Origin of the sequence: Longispora albida DSM 44784, assembly GCF_000379825.1 — a bacterium.
Classification (GTDB): domain Bacteria; phylum Actinomycetota; class Actinomycetes; order Mycobacteriales; family Micromonosporaceae; genus Longispora; species Longispora albida.
The window spans coordinates 139,759-152,577 of sequence record NZ_KB903815.1 but is presented as its reverse complement, the minus strand read 5'-3'; the positions used below and the strand labels follow the sequence as shown (position 1 = coordinate 152,577).

General features: G+C 68.5%; 14 protein-coding genes and 1 pseudogene. 2 read left to right on the top strand and 13 right to left on the bottom strand.

Annotated elements, in window-relative coordinates; translation table 11 throughout:
• Window positions 1–323: 323 nt before the first annotated feature.
• The 3 genes from A3G1_RS0108945 to A3G1_RS0108935 form a co-directional block, all read right to left on the bottom strand.
• Window positions 324–665, bottom strand: coding sequence for a metallopeptidase family protein (locus A3G1_RS0108945; protein WP_040477892.1), 342 nt, complete (start codon window positions 663–665; stop codon window positions 324–326).
• A 16-nt stretch (window positions 666–681) separates the two neighbouring features.
• Complete coding sequence (gene pheA / locus A3G1_RS0108940) at window positions 682–1,491, bottom strand: prephenate dehydratase (RefSeq protein WP_157641014.1); 810 nt, start codon at window positions 1,489–1,491, stop codon at window positions 682–684.
• A 76-nt stretch (window positions 1,492–1,567) separates the two neighbouring features.
• On the bottom strand, window positions 1,568–1,981 hold the full coding sequence (locus A3G1_RS0108935) for an ACT domain-containing protein (RefSeq protein ID WP_018349136.1): 414 nt from the start codon (window positions 1,979–1,981) through the stop codon (window positions 1,568–1,570).
• A 92-nt stretch (window positions 1,982–2,073) separates the two neighbouring features.
• Between A3G1_RS0108935 and A3G1_RS0108930 the strand changes: the two genes are divergently transcribed.
• Window positions 2,074–2,667, top strand: a complete 594-nt coding sequence (locus A3G1_RS0108930) for a TMEM165/GDT1 family protein (protein WP_018349135.1) — start codon at window positions 2,074–2,076, stop codon at window positions 2,665–2,667.
• Window positions 2,668–2,749: 82 nt separating this feature from the next.
• Here the strand turns inward: A3G1_RS0108930 and A3G1_RS33950 are convergent, their stop codons facing one another.
• From A3G1_RS33950 to A3G1_RS0108915, 3 genes are all read right to left on the bottom strand, one after another.
• Window positions 2,750–3,334, bottom strand: a complete 585-nt coding sequence (locus tag A3G1_RS33950; RefSeq protein WP_157641013.1) for a nuclease-related domain-containing protein — start codon at window positions 3,332–3,334, stop codon at window positions 2,750–2,752.
• A 116-nt stretch (window positions 3,335–3,450) separates the two neighbouring features.
• On the bottom strand, window positions 3,451–4,311 hold the full coding sequence (locus A3G1_RS0108920) for a DUF5926 family protein (RefSeq protein WP_018349133.1): 861 nt from the start codon (window positions 4,309–4,311) through the stop codon (window positions 3,451–3,453).
• A gap of 68 nt (window positions 4,312–4,379) precedes the next feature.
• Window positions 4,380–4,790, bottom strand: a complete 411-nt coding sequence (locus A3G1_RS0108915) for an ATP-binding protein (protein WP_018349132.1) — start codon at window positions 4,788–4,790, stop codon at window positions 4,380–4,382.
• Window positions 4,791–4,930: 140 nt separating this feature from the next.
• Between A3G1_RS0108915 and A3G1_RS0108910 the strand changes: the two genes are divergently transcribed.
• Complete coding sequence (locus A3G1_RS0108910) at window positions 4,931–5,557, top strand: 2'-5' RNA ligase family protein (RefSeq protein ID WP_018349131.1); 627 nt, start codon at window positions 4,931–4,933, stop codon at window positions 5,555–5,557.
• A 16-nt stretch (window positions 5,558–5,573) separates the two neighbouring features.
• Here the strand turns inward: A3G1_RS0108910 and A3G1_RS0108905 are convergent, their stop codons facing one another.
• The 7 genes and pseudogenes from A3G1_RS0108905 to A3G1_RS0108875 form a co-directional block, all read right to left on the bottom strand.
• Window positions 5,574–5,909, bottom strand: coding sequence for a rhodanese-like domain-containing protein (locus A3G1_RS0108905; RefSeq protein WP_018349130.1), 336 nt, complete (start codon window positions 5,907–5,909; stop codon window positions 5,574–5,576).
• A gap of 89 nt (window positions 5,910–5,998) precedes the next feature.
• Window positions 5,999–7,030, bottom strand: a complete 1,032-nt coding sequence (locus A3G1_RS0108900; protein WP_018349129.1) for an LCP family protein — start codon at window positions 7,028–7,030, stop codon at window positions 5,999–6,001.
• Window positions 7,031–7,086: 56 nt separating this feature from the next.
• Complete coding sequence (locus A3G1_RS33945; protein WP_018349128.1) at window positions 7,087–8,148, bottom strand: LCP family protein; 1,062 nt, start codon at window positions 8,146–8,148, stop codon at window positions 7,087–7,089.
• Entirely contained in the window at window positions 8,148–9,218 is a 1,071-nt protein-coding gene (locus tag A3G1_RS0108890) for an LCP family protein (RefSeq protein ID WP_018349127.1), read from the bottom strand. The genes A3G1_RS33945 and A3G1_RS0108890 overlap by 1 nt, the downstream gene beginning before the upstream one ends.
• Before the next feature lie 139 nt (window positions 9,219–9,357).
• Window positions 9,358–10,557 (bottom strand): LCP family glycopolymer transferase, encoded by a 1,200-nt coding sequence (locus tag A3G1_RS0108885; RefSeq protein WP_083936820.1) that lies wholly within the window; start codon window positions 10,555–10,557, stop codon window positions 9,358–9,360.
• Window positions 10,558–10,940: 383 nt separating this feature from the next.
• Window positions 10,941–12,395 (bottom strand): annotated as a pseudogene (locus tag A3G1_RS0108880) (solute symporter family protein); the annotation flags it as partial.
• On the bottom strand, window positions 12,382–12,735 hold the full coding sequence (locus A3G1_RS0108875) for a DUF485 domain-containing protein (protein ID WP_040477945.1): 354 nt from the start codon (window positions 12,733–12,735) through the stop codon (window positions 12,382–12,384). The gene A3G1_RS0108875 and the pseudogene A3G1_RS0108880, both read right to left, overlap by 14 nt.
• Window positions 12,736–12,819 lie beyond the last annotated feature (84 nt).

The window sequence follows — 12,819 nt, the reverse complement described above, 5'->3', positions numbered from 1 at the left end:
GTCAAAACCGCAAATAAACCACTCAGTTGTACCGTGCCAGTGCAGCCCACCAGCATCCGCCGCAGCGGCATGCTCCCGCGTCCGCTGAGCACCCACAGCGCGGCGCAGAGCGTGCCAACCGCGCCGACCAGGCCGAGGGGTACCCGGCCAGCCTCCTCGGCCGGCCAGGTCAGCAGGGTCGCCAGGGACATGTCCCGTCCCCAGGGCAGCAGGAGGCCCGCAAGCTCGGCGACACTGCCGATGGCGACCAACAGGAGCCCCACACGCCACATACGTCTAATTGACGCTGAGCGATGACTCCAACACAACAGCCGTTCGGCCCTTTACCCCCAGCCCAACTCGTGCAGATGCTCGTCGTCAATCCCGAAATGGTGGGCTATCTCGTGCACGACGGTGATCGAGACTTCCTCGACAACGTCCTCTTCGGACTCACAGATCGCCAGCGTCGGCAGCCGGTAGATCGTGATGGTGTCGGGGAGCACGCCGGAGTAGTCCCAGCCGCGCTCGGTCAGCGCATGGCCCTCGTAGAGGCCCAGCAGCTCCGGGTCCTCGGGCGGGGCGGAGTCCTCGACCAGCACGACGACGTTGCTCATCAGCTTGAGGAGCTCGGCGGGCACCGCGTCCAGCGCGTCACCGACCAGCTCCTCGAACCGTTCCCGGCTCATCTCGACAGGCACGTGCCTATCTTCCCCCACTCACGTAGCTGCCGAGGAACGTCACCTTGGCACAGAACCGTTCCAGCGCGCCGAAGGCCTCGGCGATTGGCCGGTCACTGATGTGCCCCTCGCAGTCCAGGAAGAAGACGTACCGGCCCAGCGCCTCACCCGTCGGCCGCGACTCGATCCTGGTCAGGTTCACGCCACGGCTGGCCAGCTCCGTGAGCACCTGGAGCAGCGCGCCCACCTGGTCGTGCGCGATGTAGACGGCCAGCGTCGTCAGATCGTTCCCCGTGGCCCCCGGCCCGGTACCCGGCGGCGCGACGAGCACGAACCGCGTCGTGGCCGCCTGGTCCCCGATGTCGGAGTGCACCGGTGTCAGCCCGAGCTGCTGTGCCGCGATCGGTGACGTGATCGCCGCCGGGATCTCTCCACTTCGGACGGACAGCGCCGCGGCGGCGTTCGAGAGCATGTCCACGACAACGGCGTCCGGGTGGTGCTTGGCCAGCCAGCGGCGGCACTGCGCGCTCGCCTGCGGGTGCGCGCCGACCCGGTCGGGAGCCTCGTCGCCGACGAAGACGAACGTGACCGGGATCAGCACCTCGCGGATGATCTCCAGCGGGCTGCCGGCCACCAGCTCGTCGAGCGTCACGTCGACGCCGCCGCCGACCGAGTTCTCCACTGGCACCAGCGCGGCGTCCGCCGTACCGAGCCGGACGACCTCCAGCGCCTCCGGCACACTCCGGCAGGGCACCAGCTCGTCACCGTCACCGGCAAAGGTCCTCAGAGCCGCCTCGGTGAACGTTCCGGCAGGTCCCAGGTATGCGTACTTCACGGCCCCATTCTGCGCCCTGCCCACCCGAGATCGTGGGACCCCTCATGTCGCCATAGCAGCATGAGGGGTCCCACGGTCACTCCGACGGCAGGTCGCCCGACAGGCGGTGGCCGGCCTCCGAGAGGGCGGCGATGGCCTCGCCCAGGCGCACCGAGTTCACCAGGAGGTAGTCGGTGTCGTAGGTCGAGAAGCAGAAGATGTTGACCCGGGCCTCGGCCAGCGGGACGGAGAAGGCTGCCACGATGCCGGTCAGCGTCAGGTTCACCGGGCCGACCACCCGGAAGCAGCGCCAGCCGGGCTCGACGGTCGCCTCTGCCGGGGCCAGCTCGGCCGGGCACATGACACTCGTCTCGTACGGCGTCCACGTCACCGACACCGCCTGGCCCGGCTTGCCGGAGGCGGCAGCGTCGACGAGGGGCTGCGGCACACCGGAACCGGCGGGCAGGCGGCAGATGGCGTATTCACCCGGGAAGAGATCAAGGTCCAGCACGCAACGAAGCGTACAGATTCACGGCCGTACAGTGGCGACCGCCGCTCGGTGACCCCGATCGCACCGGCTGGGCTGGTTCCTCACTTAGGGTGATGGCCGTGGAGTATGCAGCACTACTGGCGACGTTTGGCCTGATCTTCCTGGTCGAGCTGCCCGACAAGACCCTGATGGCCACGCTCGTGCTGTCCAGCCGGTACCGGCCGGGCCCCGTGCTGGCCGGCGTGTCGGCGGCCTTCGCCGTGCAGTGCGCCATCGCGGTCACCGCCGGCTCCGTACTCACGCTGCTGCCTGCGGCTGTCGTGCTCGCCGTCGTCGCGCTGCTCTTCGGCCTGGGCTCGTTCCTGCTGTTCCGGGAGAGCATGCAGAAGGAGGACGAGGCAGAGAACGGCGGGCACGTCGAGGCGCCCTGGTGGCGGATCGTGCTCACGAGTTTCGGCGTGCTCTTCGCCGCCGAGTGGGGCGACGCCTCGCAGCTGGCCACGGCCGGGCTGGCCGCCAAGTACCAGTCACCGTTCTCGGTTTTCCTCGGCGCGTTCCTGGCGCTCGTCGGGGTCGCGACCGTCGCCGTACTGCTCGGGCGCGCCGTGCTCCGCTACGTCCCTCTCAAGTGGATCCAGCGGGGGGCTGCCGTGCTCTTCGCCGGCTTCGCGCTCTTCGCCGTCTACGAGCTGGTCAAGGCGCTGTAGAGAAAGAGGCAGGCAGCAAACCCGGTACAACGAAAGGGTTTGCTGCCTTGGGTGGTGCGGTGAGCAGGCGCGCAGCCTTGCCTTACGCGGCCTTCAGGGTGGGTGCGTCAGCGGGTGGCGCCCAGGTGGAGGGCCGGGCAGCCACCTCGTACAGGGTGTCGACGGAGCGTGACGAGAGGAAGCTGCCCCGGGAGAGCAGGATCCGGTCGATCTCGCGGTAGTGCGCGATCAGGCAGCCCTTCGGCAGACCCTGCATCGACAGCTGGCCAGAGCCGACGAACACCACGATGGGGATCACCGGGATCTGCCGGCCGGTGGCCTTCGTCAGGGCGGTGGACGCCAGCTTCGCGTCCCTCCGGGCCGAGGCGATGAACGGCGGCCGCTTGCCGTCGATCTGCACCACGTCCCCGGCCACCATCACCCGCGTCCGGCCCTGCGCCTTCACCTGCACGGTGAAGATGCCGCCCGGGCCGAACAGCAGGAAGTCGAGACTGCCGGGCAGGCCGAAGGACCTGGCGTCCAGCACCCGCCAGTCGGGGCCGAGCCGGTTGATCCGGTCGATCACGCGCTGGCGGGCAGCAGCTGACTGCCTTTCGGCCTTGACTGCCCGACGACGCTCCAGCCAGCCGAGGGACATTCCTGGGCCGGGAAGGTTGGCATCAGTCATCGGTACCGCACTCATCACGCACCTCGCCAGTTCGGGACTTGACACTACGTTAGGTGATCCAACCCTTACGTTGCGAGGTTTGGTACGTGAGTGAATGGGAACTATCTCAAGTGGAACTATCGCAAGGTGAGCTGTCGCGCGGTCAGACCCTGCTTGGCCTGGCGCTCCGCCGGGCTCAGCTCGGCATCCGACCCGTACGCCTCCGTGAAACGCTTCACGAAGTCGGCCAGCGGCTGCTCCCACTCGGCTGCCTGCGGCTCCAGCGGCACGTCCCAGACCGGCACCAGCAGGCCGTGCGCGCGGAACATGCCCGCGAACTTCGTGCCCTCGCCGAGCAGGATCTCCTGCCGGGCGGCCAGCCGGGCCAGCGCGTTCAGCCCGCGGTCCTCGTCGCCGCCCAGCACCCAGCGGATGTGGGACTTCTCGACGACCTGGCACCAGTAGGCGCCCTCGGCGGCGGCGAGCGCCTTCGTCGGGTAGATCGCCTCGTTGGCTCGCTCGACACCGGCGGTCACGCCCGGGTCGTCCACATCGGAATCCAGCCAGAACTCGAAGCCTTCGTGCACCGTGACCTCCAGCGGCACCTCTTCGAGGATGTCCTGGAGCCTGGGGCCCTCACCCGGCAGGGCGGGAACCGACACGGGCTGGCCGGGCTGGGTCTCGAGGCCGCGCAGGATCGCCACGGCGATGTCACGGCTGATGTCGCCGGACTGCACGTGCCGCTGGAGCGCGACGAACACCCGGCCGTCGGGCTTGGTCATGGCGGGCCACGCCATCGGCAGCACGGTCGCCAGGATGACCTCACGGCCCTCGACGGCGAACTCGGGCTTGAGCTTCAGCGGGGCGCTGGCGGCGGGCACCAGCTCCCGCAGCGCCACCCACTGCACCTCGCCGGGCAGACCCTCGAATGGCCGGGGCACGAAGACGTCGCGGATCTTCTGGCGCTTCTCGCCGGACTTCTTTGCACGCTTGCTCACCCTGAGAGGGTACGTCCTGCTGTCCGAGTTGTACCAACCGGGCAGCTCACGGGGCCGCCTGAGCCCCGCTACGCCCGCCTCAGCTGCGCCCAGACGCACTGGCCGAGGCCGTCACGGATCACGCCCCAGCGGTCCGCGAGGGCGGCAACGATGCCCAGCCCCCGGCCGTTCAGCGACTCGGGGCCGACCCGGCGGACGTGCGGCACCTCGACGGCGCCGCCGTCGGTGACCCTCAGCTCGATCTCGTCCCGCCCGAGCTGCCAGGCCACCCGCACGCCGCCGTCCGGCAGCGGCCGGGCATGGCGGACGGCGTTGCCGACCAGCTCGGAGACGATCGCCGTGATGTCGGCCAGGGTCTCGGGATCGACCCGGCCGGTGAGCTCGACGGCCAGGCGGCGGCGGGCCATCCCAGCTGCCTGGGCATGGTGCGGCACGACCACGACGGACGCCCGTTCGCCCAGCTCCACGCAGCCGCTCACGCCTCCCCCATCCGCCCAGGTACTCTCCGGCGACCTTCCGACAAAATACCCCGATACCGGGCAGTGAAACAGGCCCCCGGCGGAACTTCCGCCTCCTGTTCCGCCGGTGACGCCGCGGGGTGTGGCCTAGTGTGCCTGTTATGACCGTGGTGAATCACTGGACCGAACTCCCGCGCTGGTCCCCGGGCCGGGCTCTGTACTCGTGTTATCTCACTTTCGCCGGTCATCCGGCTCTGCACCAGCTCATTGACACCTATCAGACCGCGCTGGCGGATCTGCCCAATCTGGACCTCATCCTGCCCCAGTGGCGGCACATGACCATCCAGGGGATCACCTTCACCGACGAGCTGACCGAGAAGGAGATGTCCGCCATCGAGGCGGCGGTCCGCAAGGAACTCAGCCACGTCCCGCCGCTGACAGTGTGGACGGAGCCGGAAATCCTCGCAAGCGATTCGGTCTATATTCCCGTCGGCCCGATCGAACCTCTGACGCAGCTCCGCGAGGCCATCAGAGCCGGCGTGTTCTCCGTTGTGGACGAATCCCGGCTCTACGCGCTGCCGGGCCAGGAGACCGGGGAGTTCGAGCCGCACGTCTCCGTCGCCTACGTCAACGCCGACGGACCGGCCGAGCCCTTCCGGACCCGGCTGGCCGCGCTGGAGATCGAGCCGGTCGAGCTGCGGATCACCGAGGCCTCGCTGATCGCGCTGACCAAGGACGACCACAAGTGGTCGTGGACGAGGGAAGTCCCGGTCCCGCTCGGCGGGTGACCAGTTTTTCCGGTTACTAGATGACCGTGCCCGGCTGGGCGTTCCCGTCGACGACCGGGCGCCCGGCCGAGGCCCAGGCCTGCATGCCGCCGTCGAGGTTCACGACGTTGTCCCAGCCCTGGCCCTGGAGGTACGCGACGACGCGTGCCGAGCGGCCGCCGACCCGGCAGATGACCACGACCGGGTCCTCCTTCGGTACCTCGGCGAGCCGGGCCGGGATCTCCATCATCGGCAGGTGCACGGCGTCCGGGGCGTGGCCGGCGGCCCACTCGTCGTCCTCGCGCACGTCGAGCAGCAGCGCGCCCTCGGGGAGCTCGGCCGGGGTGACCTGGGGAATCTGGGTACCAAACATGCCTATGAGCTTATTCCAGCCTCGGCACGTCCCGCGCGGTGCGGAGCGCGGTTTCCGGTGCGCCCCGGAAACCGCGAGGGACTCGGTGCTCACCTGTTGACGAGGTCGGGGTTCCGCACCGTGAAACTGGCCAGGTCGCCGTCCCGGAGGGCGGCCAGCATGGCGGTGGTCCGCTCGGTGGGCAGGGCGTAGGAGACGCCGCCGATCCAGTCCCAGGCGACCGGGAGCTGGAGCATCACCAGGCCGGACGGGCGGAGGTCCCGGAGGGCGAAGAGCAGGTCGGCCGGGGCGTAGGCGGTGTCGACCGTCAGCGAGTCCCCGGCGGCGCGCAGCACCTTGTCGAGCTTGCGCGGGTCGGTGAGCGTGCCGGAGTCGAAGCCCTGCTCCAGTACCGCCTTGATGAACTGCTGCTGGTGCCGCTGCCGGGTCACGTCCCCGTCGGGGAAGTCGCGCTGGCGCACGTAGTCCAGCGCCTGGTGGCCCTGGAACACCTGGCAGCCGGGCTGCCACGTCATTCCTGTGTGGATGGAGGTCGTCTCCACGTCCACGCACAGCCGGACCCCGCCGATCGCCTCGACCAGCTTGGCGAAGCCGCTGAAGTCGATCACGGCCGCGGCGTCGAACCGCAGGCCGGTCAGGTCGTGCAGGGTGGCCGCGAGCAGCCGGTAACCCTTGGCCTGGTCGAAGGGCGGGCCGGCCCCGCCGTACGCGAAAGCAGCGTTGACCTTGTCGAGGCAGCCGCTCTCCGAATCGGGGCAGCGCGGGATCTGCACCTGGAGGTCGCGCGGGATCGACAGCACGAACGCCTGGTCCAGGGTTGGCGCCACGTGCAGGATCATGATCGTGTCGGAGCGCCAGGCCTCGTTCTCCAGGCCGCGCCGGTAGTCGGAGCCGACGAGCAGGATGTTCAACGGGCCGGTGACCTGGCCGCCGGTGCGGGTCACGCCTTCTGGCAGCAGATCGGCCCGGTGCAGGCTGCTGGTGTACCGCTCCAGGAGCACGCCGCCGGTCACGAGCCCGCCGGCGCTGGCCAGCATCAGCAGTGCCCCGATGCCGATGCACCACAGGGTCCACGCCGGGGCGTGCACGCTGCTCAGCCTCGGGATACGCACCCTGCCCATGCGTACCAGGCTAGGCGGGGAAAAGGGTCAGACGGGGGCGAACGCCGAGGACGGGCCTACACGCCCTTCAGCTTCGAGGCCAGTTCGGGGTGGCCGGCGATGAACGCGTCGATCTGCCCGCCGATCAGCGCCTGGAACATCTGCCCGCCGAGCGGCTGGGTCAGGATCTCGAAGGACTCGCCGTTGATCATCTTCGGCGTGTGCGGCACGGACAGCGGCACGATGTCGGTCGCCTTGATCCCGCGCAGCGCGAGGACGAGATCAATGAAGTCGAAGCCGCCGAGGTCCATCTGGAGCGACCGGCCGGCCTTGCGGATCACCGCGTCGAGCTTCTTCGGGTCCTTCAGCATGTCCTTGCTGGTGGCCTGCTTGATGATCTGGCCGATGAACTGCTGCTGGAGCTTCTGCCGGTCGTTGTCGCCGCCGGGCAGGTCGTAGCGCTGCCGGACGAGGGCCAGCGCCGAGTGACCGTTGTAGTGGTTGCAGCCCGCCTGGAACTGGTAACCCTTCAGGCCGGGCTGGGTGGACTTGAAGCCCTGGTCCAGGCACATCGTCACGCCGCCGAGCTCACCGGTGATCTCGGTGAAGCCGTACCAGTCGATCATGCCGGCCATGTCGAACTTCACCCCGGTGAAGGACTCCACGGTCTGCCGGAGCAGCCGGAGCCCGCCCGGCAGGTCGCGCTTGTCGCCGGAGCCGAAGGCGAAAGCCGCGTTCAGCTTGGCCTGGCACGGGTTGTTGCCGCCGTAGCACTTGGAGATGCTGACCTGGAGGTCGCGGGGCAGCGCGAGCAGGTACACCCGGTCGAGGCTGGCCGGGATGTGCGCCCACATCACCGTGTCGGAGCGGACCAGGTTGGTGTCGTCCTTACGGGCGTCGATGCCGGCCAGCAGGATGTTGATCGGCCCCTTGACCGACCGCTTCGGCTTCTCCTTGCCGCTGTCGTCGAGCACGCTGACGCTGGCGATCGAGCCGGTGTACCTGTCGATCAGGACCTGGCCGGTGATCAGGGTGCCGACGGAGGCGATGGTGAGCACCATGCCGAAGATCAGGCAGATCCTGGCCCACAGTGGACTCTTACGCTTGCGGTGCACGCCCGCCTTGTCCGTGGTGGCCATCAGCCGGGCAGCTTCGACGTGAGGTCGGTGTTGGCCACCAGGAAGCTGTCGATCCGCTCGTCGGCCATCGCCTTGAACAGCTCGCTGGCCCGGGGCTGCTCCAGGCTCTCGTAGTCCGTACCGTTGATCTTGAGCGACTTGTGCGGCACCTGCATCGGGATGATGTTCTCCGGGGTGATGCCCTTCAGCGACCAGACCAGATCCGAGAGCTCGTAGCCGCCCTTGTCGAGGACCAGCGAGTCGCCGACCGTCTTGACCAGCGCGTTCAGCTTCACAGGGTTGGTCAGCACGTCCTTGCCCATCGCCTGCTTCAGGATCTGCTTCACGAACTGCTGCTGGAGCTTCTGCCTGCCGTAGTCGCCGCCGGGCACGTCGTAGCGCTGGCGGACCAGCTCCAGGCCCCGGTGCCCGTTGTAGTGCTGGCAGCCCTTGGGGAACGTGTAGTCCGAGTGGTGGGACTTGATCGGCGTGTCGAGGCACATGGTCACGCCGCCCAGCTCTCCGGTGATGCCGGTGAAGCCGTACCAGTCGATGATCCCCGCCATGTCGAACCTGGCCCCCGTCACCTGCTCGACGGTCTTGACCAGGAGCTGCATCCCGCCCTCACGACCCTTGCCGTTGCCCATCCCGTCGCCGAAGGCCTCGTTGATCTTCTCCGTCCGGCCGCCGAACTTGGACGGGGCGAAGGCCGGGATCTCCACCCGCAGGTCGCGCGGGATGGACAGGATGTAGGCGCTCTTGTGATCGCGGGGGATGTGCACCCACATGATCGAGTCGGCGCGCTGGAACTTCTGGCTCTCGGGATCGTCCTTGCGGTAGTCCAGGCCGGCCAGCAAGATGTTGAGCGGGCCGTCGACCTCGCGGCGGGCCTGGTTCTCCGGTTCGCCACGGCCGAGCAGGTCACGCTGGGTGATCGAGCCCTCGACCTTGTTCTTCACCAGCTCGAAGGCGACAAGGGTGCCGCCGGCTCCCAGGCTGAGCACGAGGCCGAAGACCAGGCAGAGCCGAGCCCACAGGGGGCTGCGCCGCTGGCGGTGCACCCCGGGCAGGTCTGGCTTGCCGGACGTCACGGTCTCCTCTGCTCGGTGCTCTGGCCACAGGCTCGCGCTGCTGTGGGCGGGGGCTGATGGTCACGGACCGCGAACGGCGCCGAGTTCGGACCCTATGCCAACCGTGGCCCACCCGCCACCCGCACGAACCGGACCTTCATCACTTCTGGGGCGGGTTAGCCTGGACCCACTCGGCGATTTTGTCCTTGTTGACCGCTTCGTACAGAGCCTTGGCCTTGACCTTGTCCGAGAGGATGACGCTCTCTCCATCGACGGTGTCCGTGCCGGCGTTGGGGCTAGTCATGAAGGTCAGGTTGTTCGACCGCAGCCCCCTGAACTGGATGGCCATGTCGATGAGCTGGAAGTCCTTGTCGACGACGAGCGCCTTGATCGCCGAGTCGAGGAAGGCCTTGAGCTTCACCGGGTTGGTCAGCGTGCCGGTGTCGGCCGCCTTGTCCAGCATCGCCTTGATGAACTGCTGCTGGTGCCGCATCCGGGCGAAGTCCCCGTCCGGGAACTGCTTGCGCTGCCGGATGTAGTCGAGAGCCGCGTCGCCGGAGAAGTGGTTCATACCCTTCTTCCAGCTCCGGTGGCTGGTGTAGCCGTGGATCGACGTCACGTCCTGCTCGACGTACATGTCGACGCCGCCGAGCGCGTCGGTCACCGCGCGCAGCCCGTCGAAGTCGATCAGGGCGACGTGGTCGACACGTACCCCGGTGTATCCCTCCACAGTGGCCACCGTCAGCGGCGCCCCACCCCATGCGAAGGCCGCGTTGAGCTTGGCCATCTGGTTGCCCGGGCCGCCCTTCGGATTCTTCGGGACGTGCACCCAGAGGTCACGGGGCAGCGAGATCACGTACGCCTGGTCGTGCTTCGCCGTCACGTGCAGCAGCATCATGGTGTCGGCCCGCGCGTCGGCCTCGATGTTGTCCGGGTTCCGCGAGTCGCTGCCGAGCAGCAGGATGTTGAAAGCGCCGTCGACCGTCTTGGCCGGCCGGTTGCCGACCAGGCCCTCGAAGGCGTCGGTGCGCTTGACGTCGTCGTTGAGCCCGCTGAGGTACGACCAGGCGCCGAAGCCTGCCGCGATCAGCGCGATCACGAGCACCCCGGACACGACGAGGGCGATCCGGCCCCAGCGCGGCCTGCGCTTACCCGGGCCCTTGCCAGCACCCTTGCCGTACGCGGTCCCGCGCGGCGGCTGGACTGGCGGGCGTCCGGAACCCACGGCTGCCCGGCCGGAAGGGCGGTGCGGCGCGGCGGGCGCGACGTCGTCCCACGGGTCGGCCGGGGGCTGCTGCTGCGGGCGGGCTGCCCGGCCGGAGGGGACTGACGCGCGGCCGGTTGGTCGGGGCTCGGTCATGTCCCCAGGGTACGTGCGGCCCGCCAGGGTAACCGAGCCGACACTGTGTGCAACATGGACCGGGCAGCCGGAGAAATGGTGAATAGATCCCCAACTGCCCGGTATTGCGGTACTCAGTGAGCGTTGGCCCCGGTCAGTGCCCGGACCTCCAGCTCGGCGAACTTGCCTTTGTCCTGCTCACGGGACGTGAGAGCCCCCACAGCCGCGCACAGGAACCCGATCGGGATCGACAACAGCCCCGGGTTCTGGAACGGCACCGGCGCGACAGCCGTGCAGCTGATCAGCGCGGTCGGATTGGCGACAGCCTTCGAGGTCACGGGTACCCCGCAGGCGGCGGCCGACTTCTCGTTCAGCGCGGCCGGCGGCTGCGTGTCCGACGCGCCGCCCCACATGACCGGGCTCAGCAGTACCAGCAGAACTGCCGCGACGAGCCCGCCGTAGATCCCCCACAGCGCGCCACGGGTGTTGAACCTCTTCCAGAACAGGGAGAAGAGGATGGCCGGCAGGTTGGCGGACGCCGCGATGGCGAAGGCCAGCGCGACCAGGAACGCCACGTTGAGGCTGCGGGCGAAGACCGCCAGGACGATCGCCACCGCCCCGATCGCGAAGGCCGCCACCCTGGCGACCCTCACCTCCTGCCGCTCGTCGGACTTCCCGCGCTTGATCACGTTGGCGTAGAGGTCGTGGGCGAGGGAGGACGAGGAGGCGAGGGTCAGCCCGGCGACGACGGCCAGGATCGTCGCGAACGCCACCGCCGCGATGATCGCCAGCATCAGCGCCCCGCCGAACTCGCCGCCGAAGTACCTCTTGCCCAGCTCGGCGGCCAACTGCGGTGCCGCGGTGTTCCCGCTCGGGTCCTGGCTGGTGATCGCCTTGCCGCCGACCAGGGCCGCCGCGCCGAAGCCGAGGGCCAGGGTCATCAGGTAGAAGGTGCCGATGATGCCGATCGCCCACACCACGCTCTTGCGGGCGGCTTTCGAGTTCGGCACGGTGTAGAAGCGGATCAGGATGTGCGGGAGCCCGGCCGTGCCCAGCACCAGCGCCATGCCCAGCGAGATCAGGTCCAGCTTGCTGACCATCGTCCGTAGTGGACTGTCCAGCTCGCGGCCGTATTTCAGACCTGGTTCGAGGAAGGCCTGGCCCTTGCCCGACTTCTGCGCGGCCGAGGACAGCAGGTCCGACAGGTTGAACTTGAAGGCGGCGAAGACGAGCAGCGTCATCAGCAGCGCGCCCAGCATCAGCATGAACGCCTTGACGATCTGGACGTAGGTGGTGCCCTTCATCCCGCCGATCACCACGTACGCGATCATCAGGACGCCGATGATCACGATGGTGACGACCTTCGCCGTCTCCGGCCCCATCCCGAGGAAGGTCTGCCCCTCCTTGATCCCCAGCAGCAGCGCGACGAGCGAGCCTGCCCCGACCATCTGCGCGAGCAGGTAGAAGATCGAGACCACGATGGTGGACACCGAGGCCGCCGTCCGCACCGGACGCTGCCGCATCCGGAAGGCCAGGACATCACCCATCGTGTACCGGCCGGAGTTGCGCATCAGCTCCGCGACCAGCAGCAACGCCACCAGCCACGCGACGAGGAACCCGATCGAGTACAGAAACCCGTCGTACCCCGACAGCGCGATCATCCCGGCGATGCCCAGGAACGAGGCGGCCGACATGTAGTCCCCGCCGATCGCCATGCCGTTCTGGAAGCCGGAGAACGACCGGCCACCGTCGTAGAAGTCCGCGGCCGTCTTGTTCTGCCGGCTCGCCCACACCGTGATGGCCAGCGTGACGGCGACCAGCACGACGAACAGGACCAGCGTCAGGTTACGCGCGAGCATCGGCGGACTCCTCTTCCTCCAGCTCGGCCCGGATCCGCCCGGCGGCCGGATCGAGCCGCCGGCCGGCGTAGCTGGCGTACCACCAGGCGATCAGGAACGTCGAGGCGAACTGGAGCAGCCCGAAGACCAGCGCCACGTTCACCTCGGCGAACACCTTCGTGCCCATGAAGTCACGGGCGAAGGCCGACAGGACGACGTACAGCCCGTACCAGGACAGGAAGGCCACGGTCACCGGGAACACGAACCGGCGCAGCGCACGCCTCAACCCGGCGAATTCCGGGCTGGCCTGCACCTCCTCGTAACGGCCCTGACTTTGTTCTTCTGACATCTCTACCGCCATGAAGGTCGGATGCATGTGACGTGGCACACCGTAGAAACGATCATCAGGGCCGGGCGGTGATCCCCGGCCCGCGACCGGCGAACG

Bases quoted from the DNA above. Each gene is read 5' to 3' on its own strand.
- A3G1_RS33950 (WP_157641013.1), bottom strand. From the start codon at position 3,334: ATGACTGATGCCAACCTTCCCGGCCCAGGAATGTCCCTCGGCTGGCTG.
- A3G1_RS33945 (WP_018349128.1), bottom strand. From the start codon at position 8,148: ATGGCCACCACGGACAAGGCGGGCGTGCACCGCAAGCGTAAGAGTCCA.
- A3G1_RS0108900 (WP_018349129.1), bottom strand. From the start codon at position 7,030: ATGGGCAGGGTGCGTATCCCGAGGCTGAGCAGCGTGCACGCCCCGGCG.
- A3G1_RS0108945 (WP_040477892.1), bottom strand. From the start codon at position 665: ATGAGCCGGGAACGGTTCGAGGAGCTGGTCGGTGACGCGCTGGACGCG.
- A3G1_RS0108875 (WP_040477945.1), bottom strand. From the start codon at position 12,735: ATGGCGGTAGAGATGTCAGAAGAACAAAGTCAGGGCCGTTACGAGGAG.
- A3G1_RS0108885 (WP_083936820.1), bottom strand. From the start codon at position 10,557: ATGACCGAGCCCCGACCAACCGGCCGCGCGTCAGTCCCCTCCGGCCGG.
- A3G1_RS0108930 (WP_018349135.1), top strand. From the start codon at position 2,074: ATGGCCGTGGAGTATGCAGCACTACTGGCGACGTTTGGCCTGATCTTC.
- A3G1_RS0108905 (WP_018349130.1), bottom strand. From the start codon at position 5,909: ATGTTTGGTACCCAGATTCCCCAGGTCACCCCGGCCGAGCTCCCCGAG.
- A3G1_RS0108910 (WP_018349131.1), top strand. From the start codon at position 4,931: ATGACCGTGGTGAATCACTGGACCGAACTCCCGCGCTGGTCCCCGGGC.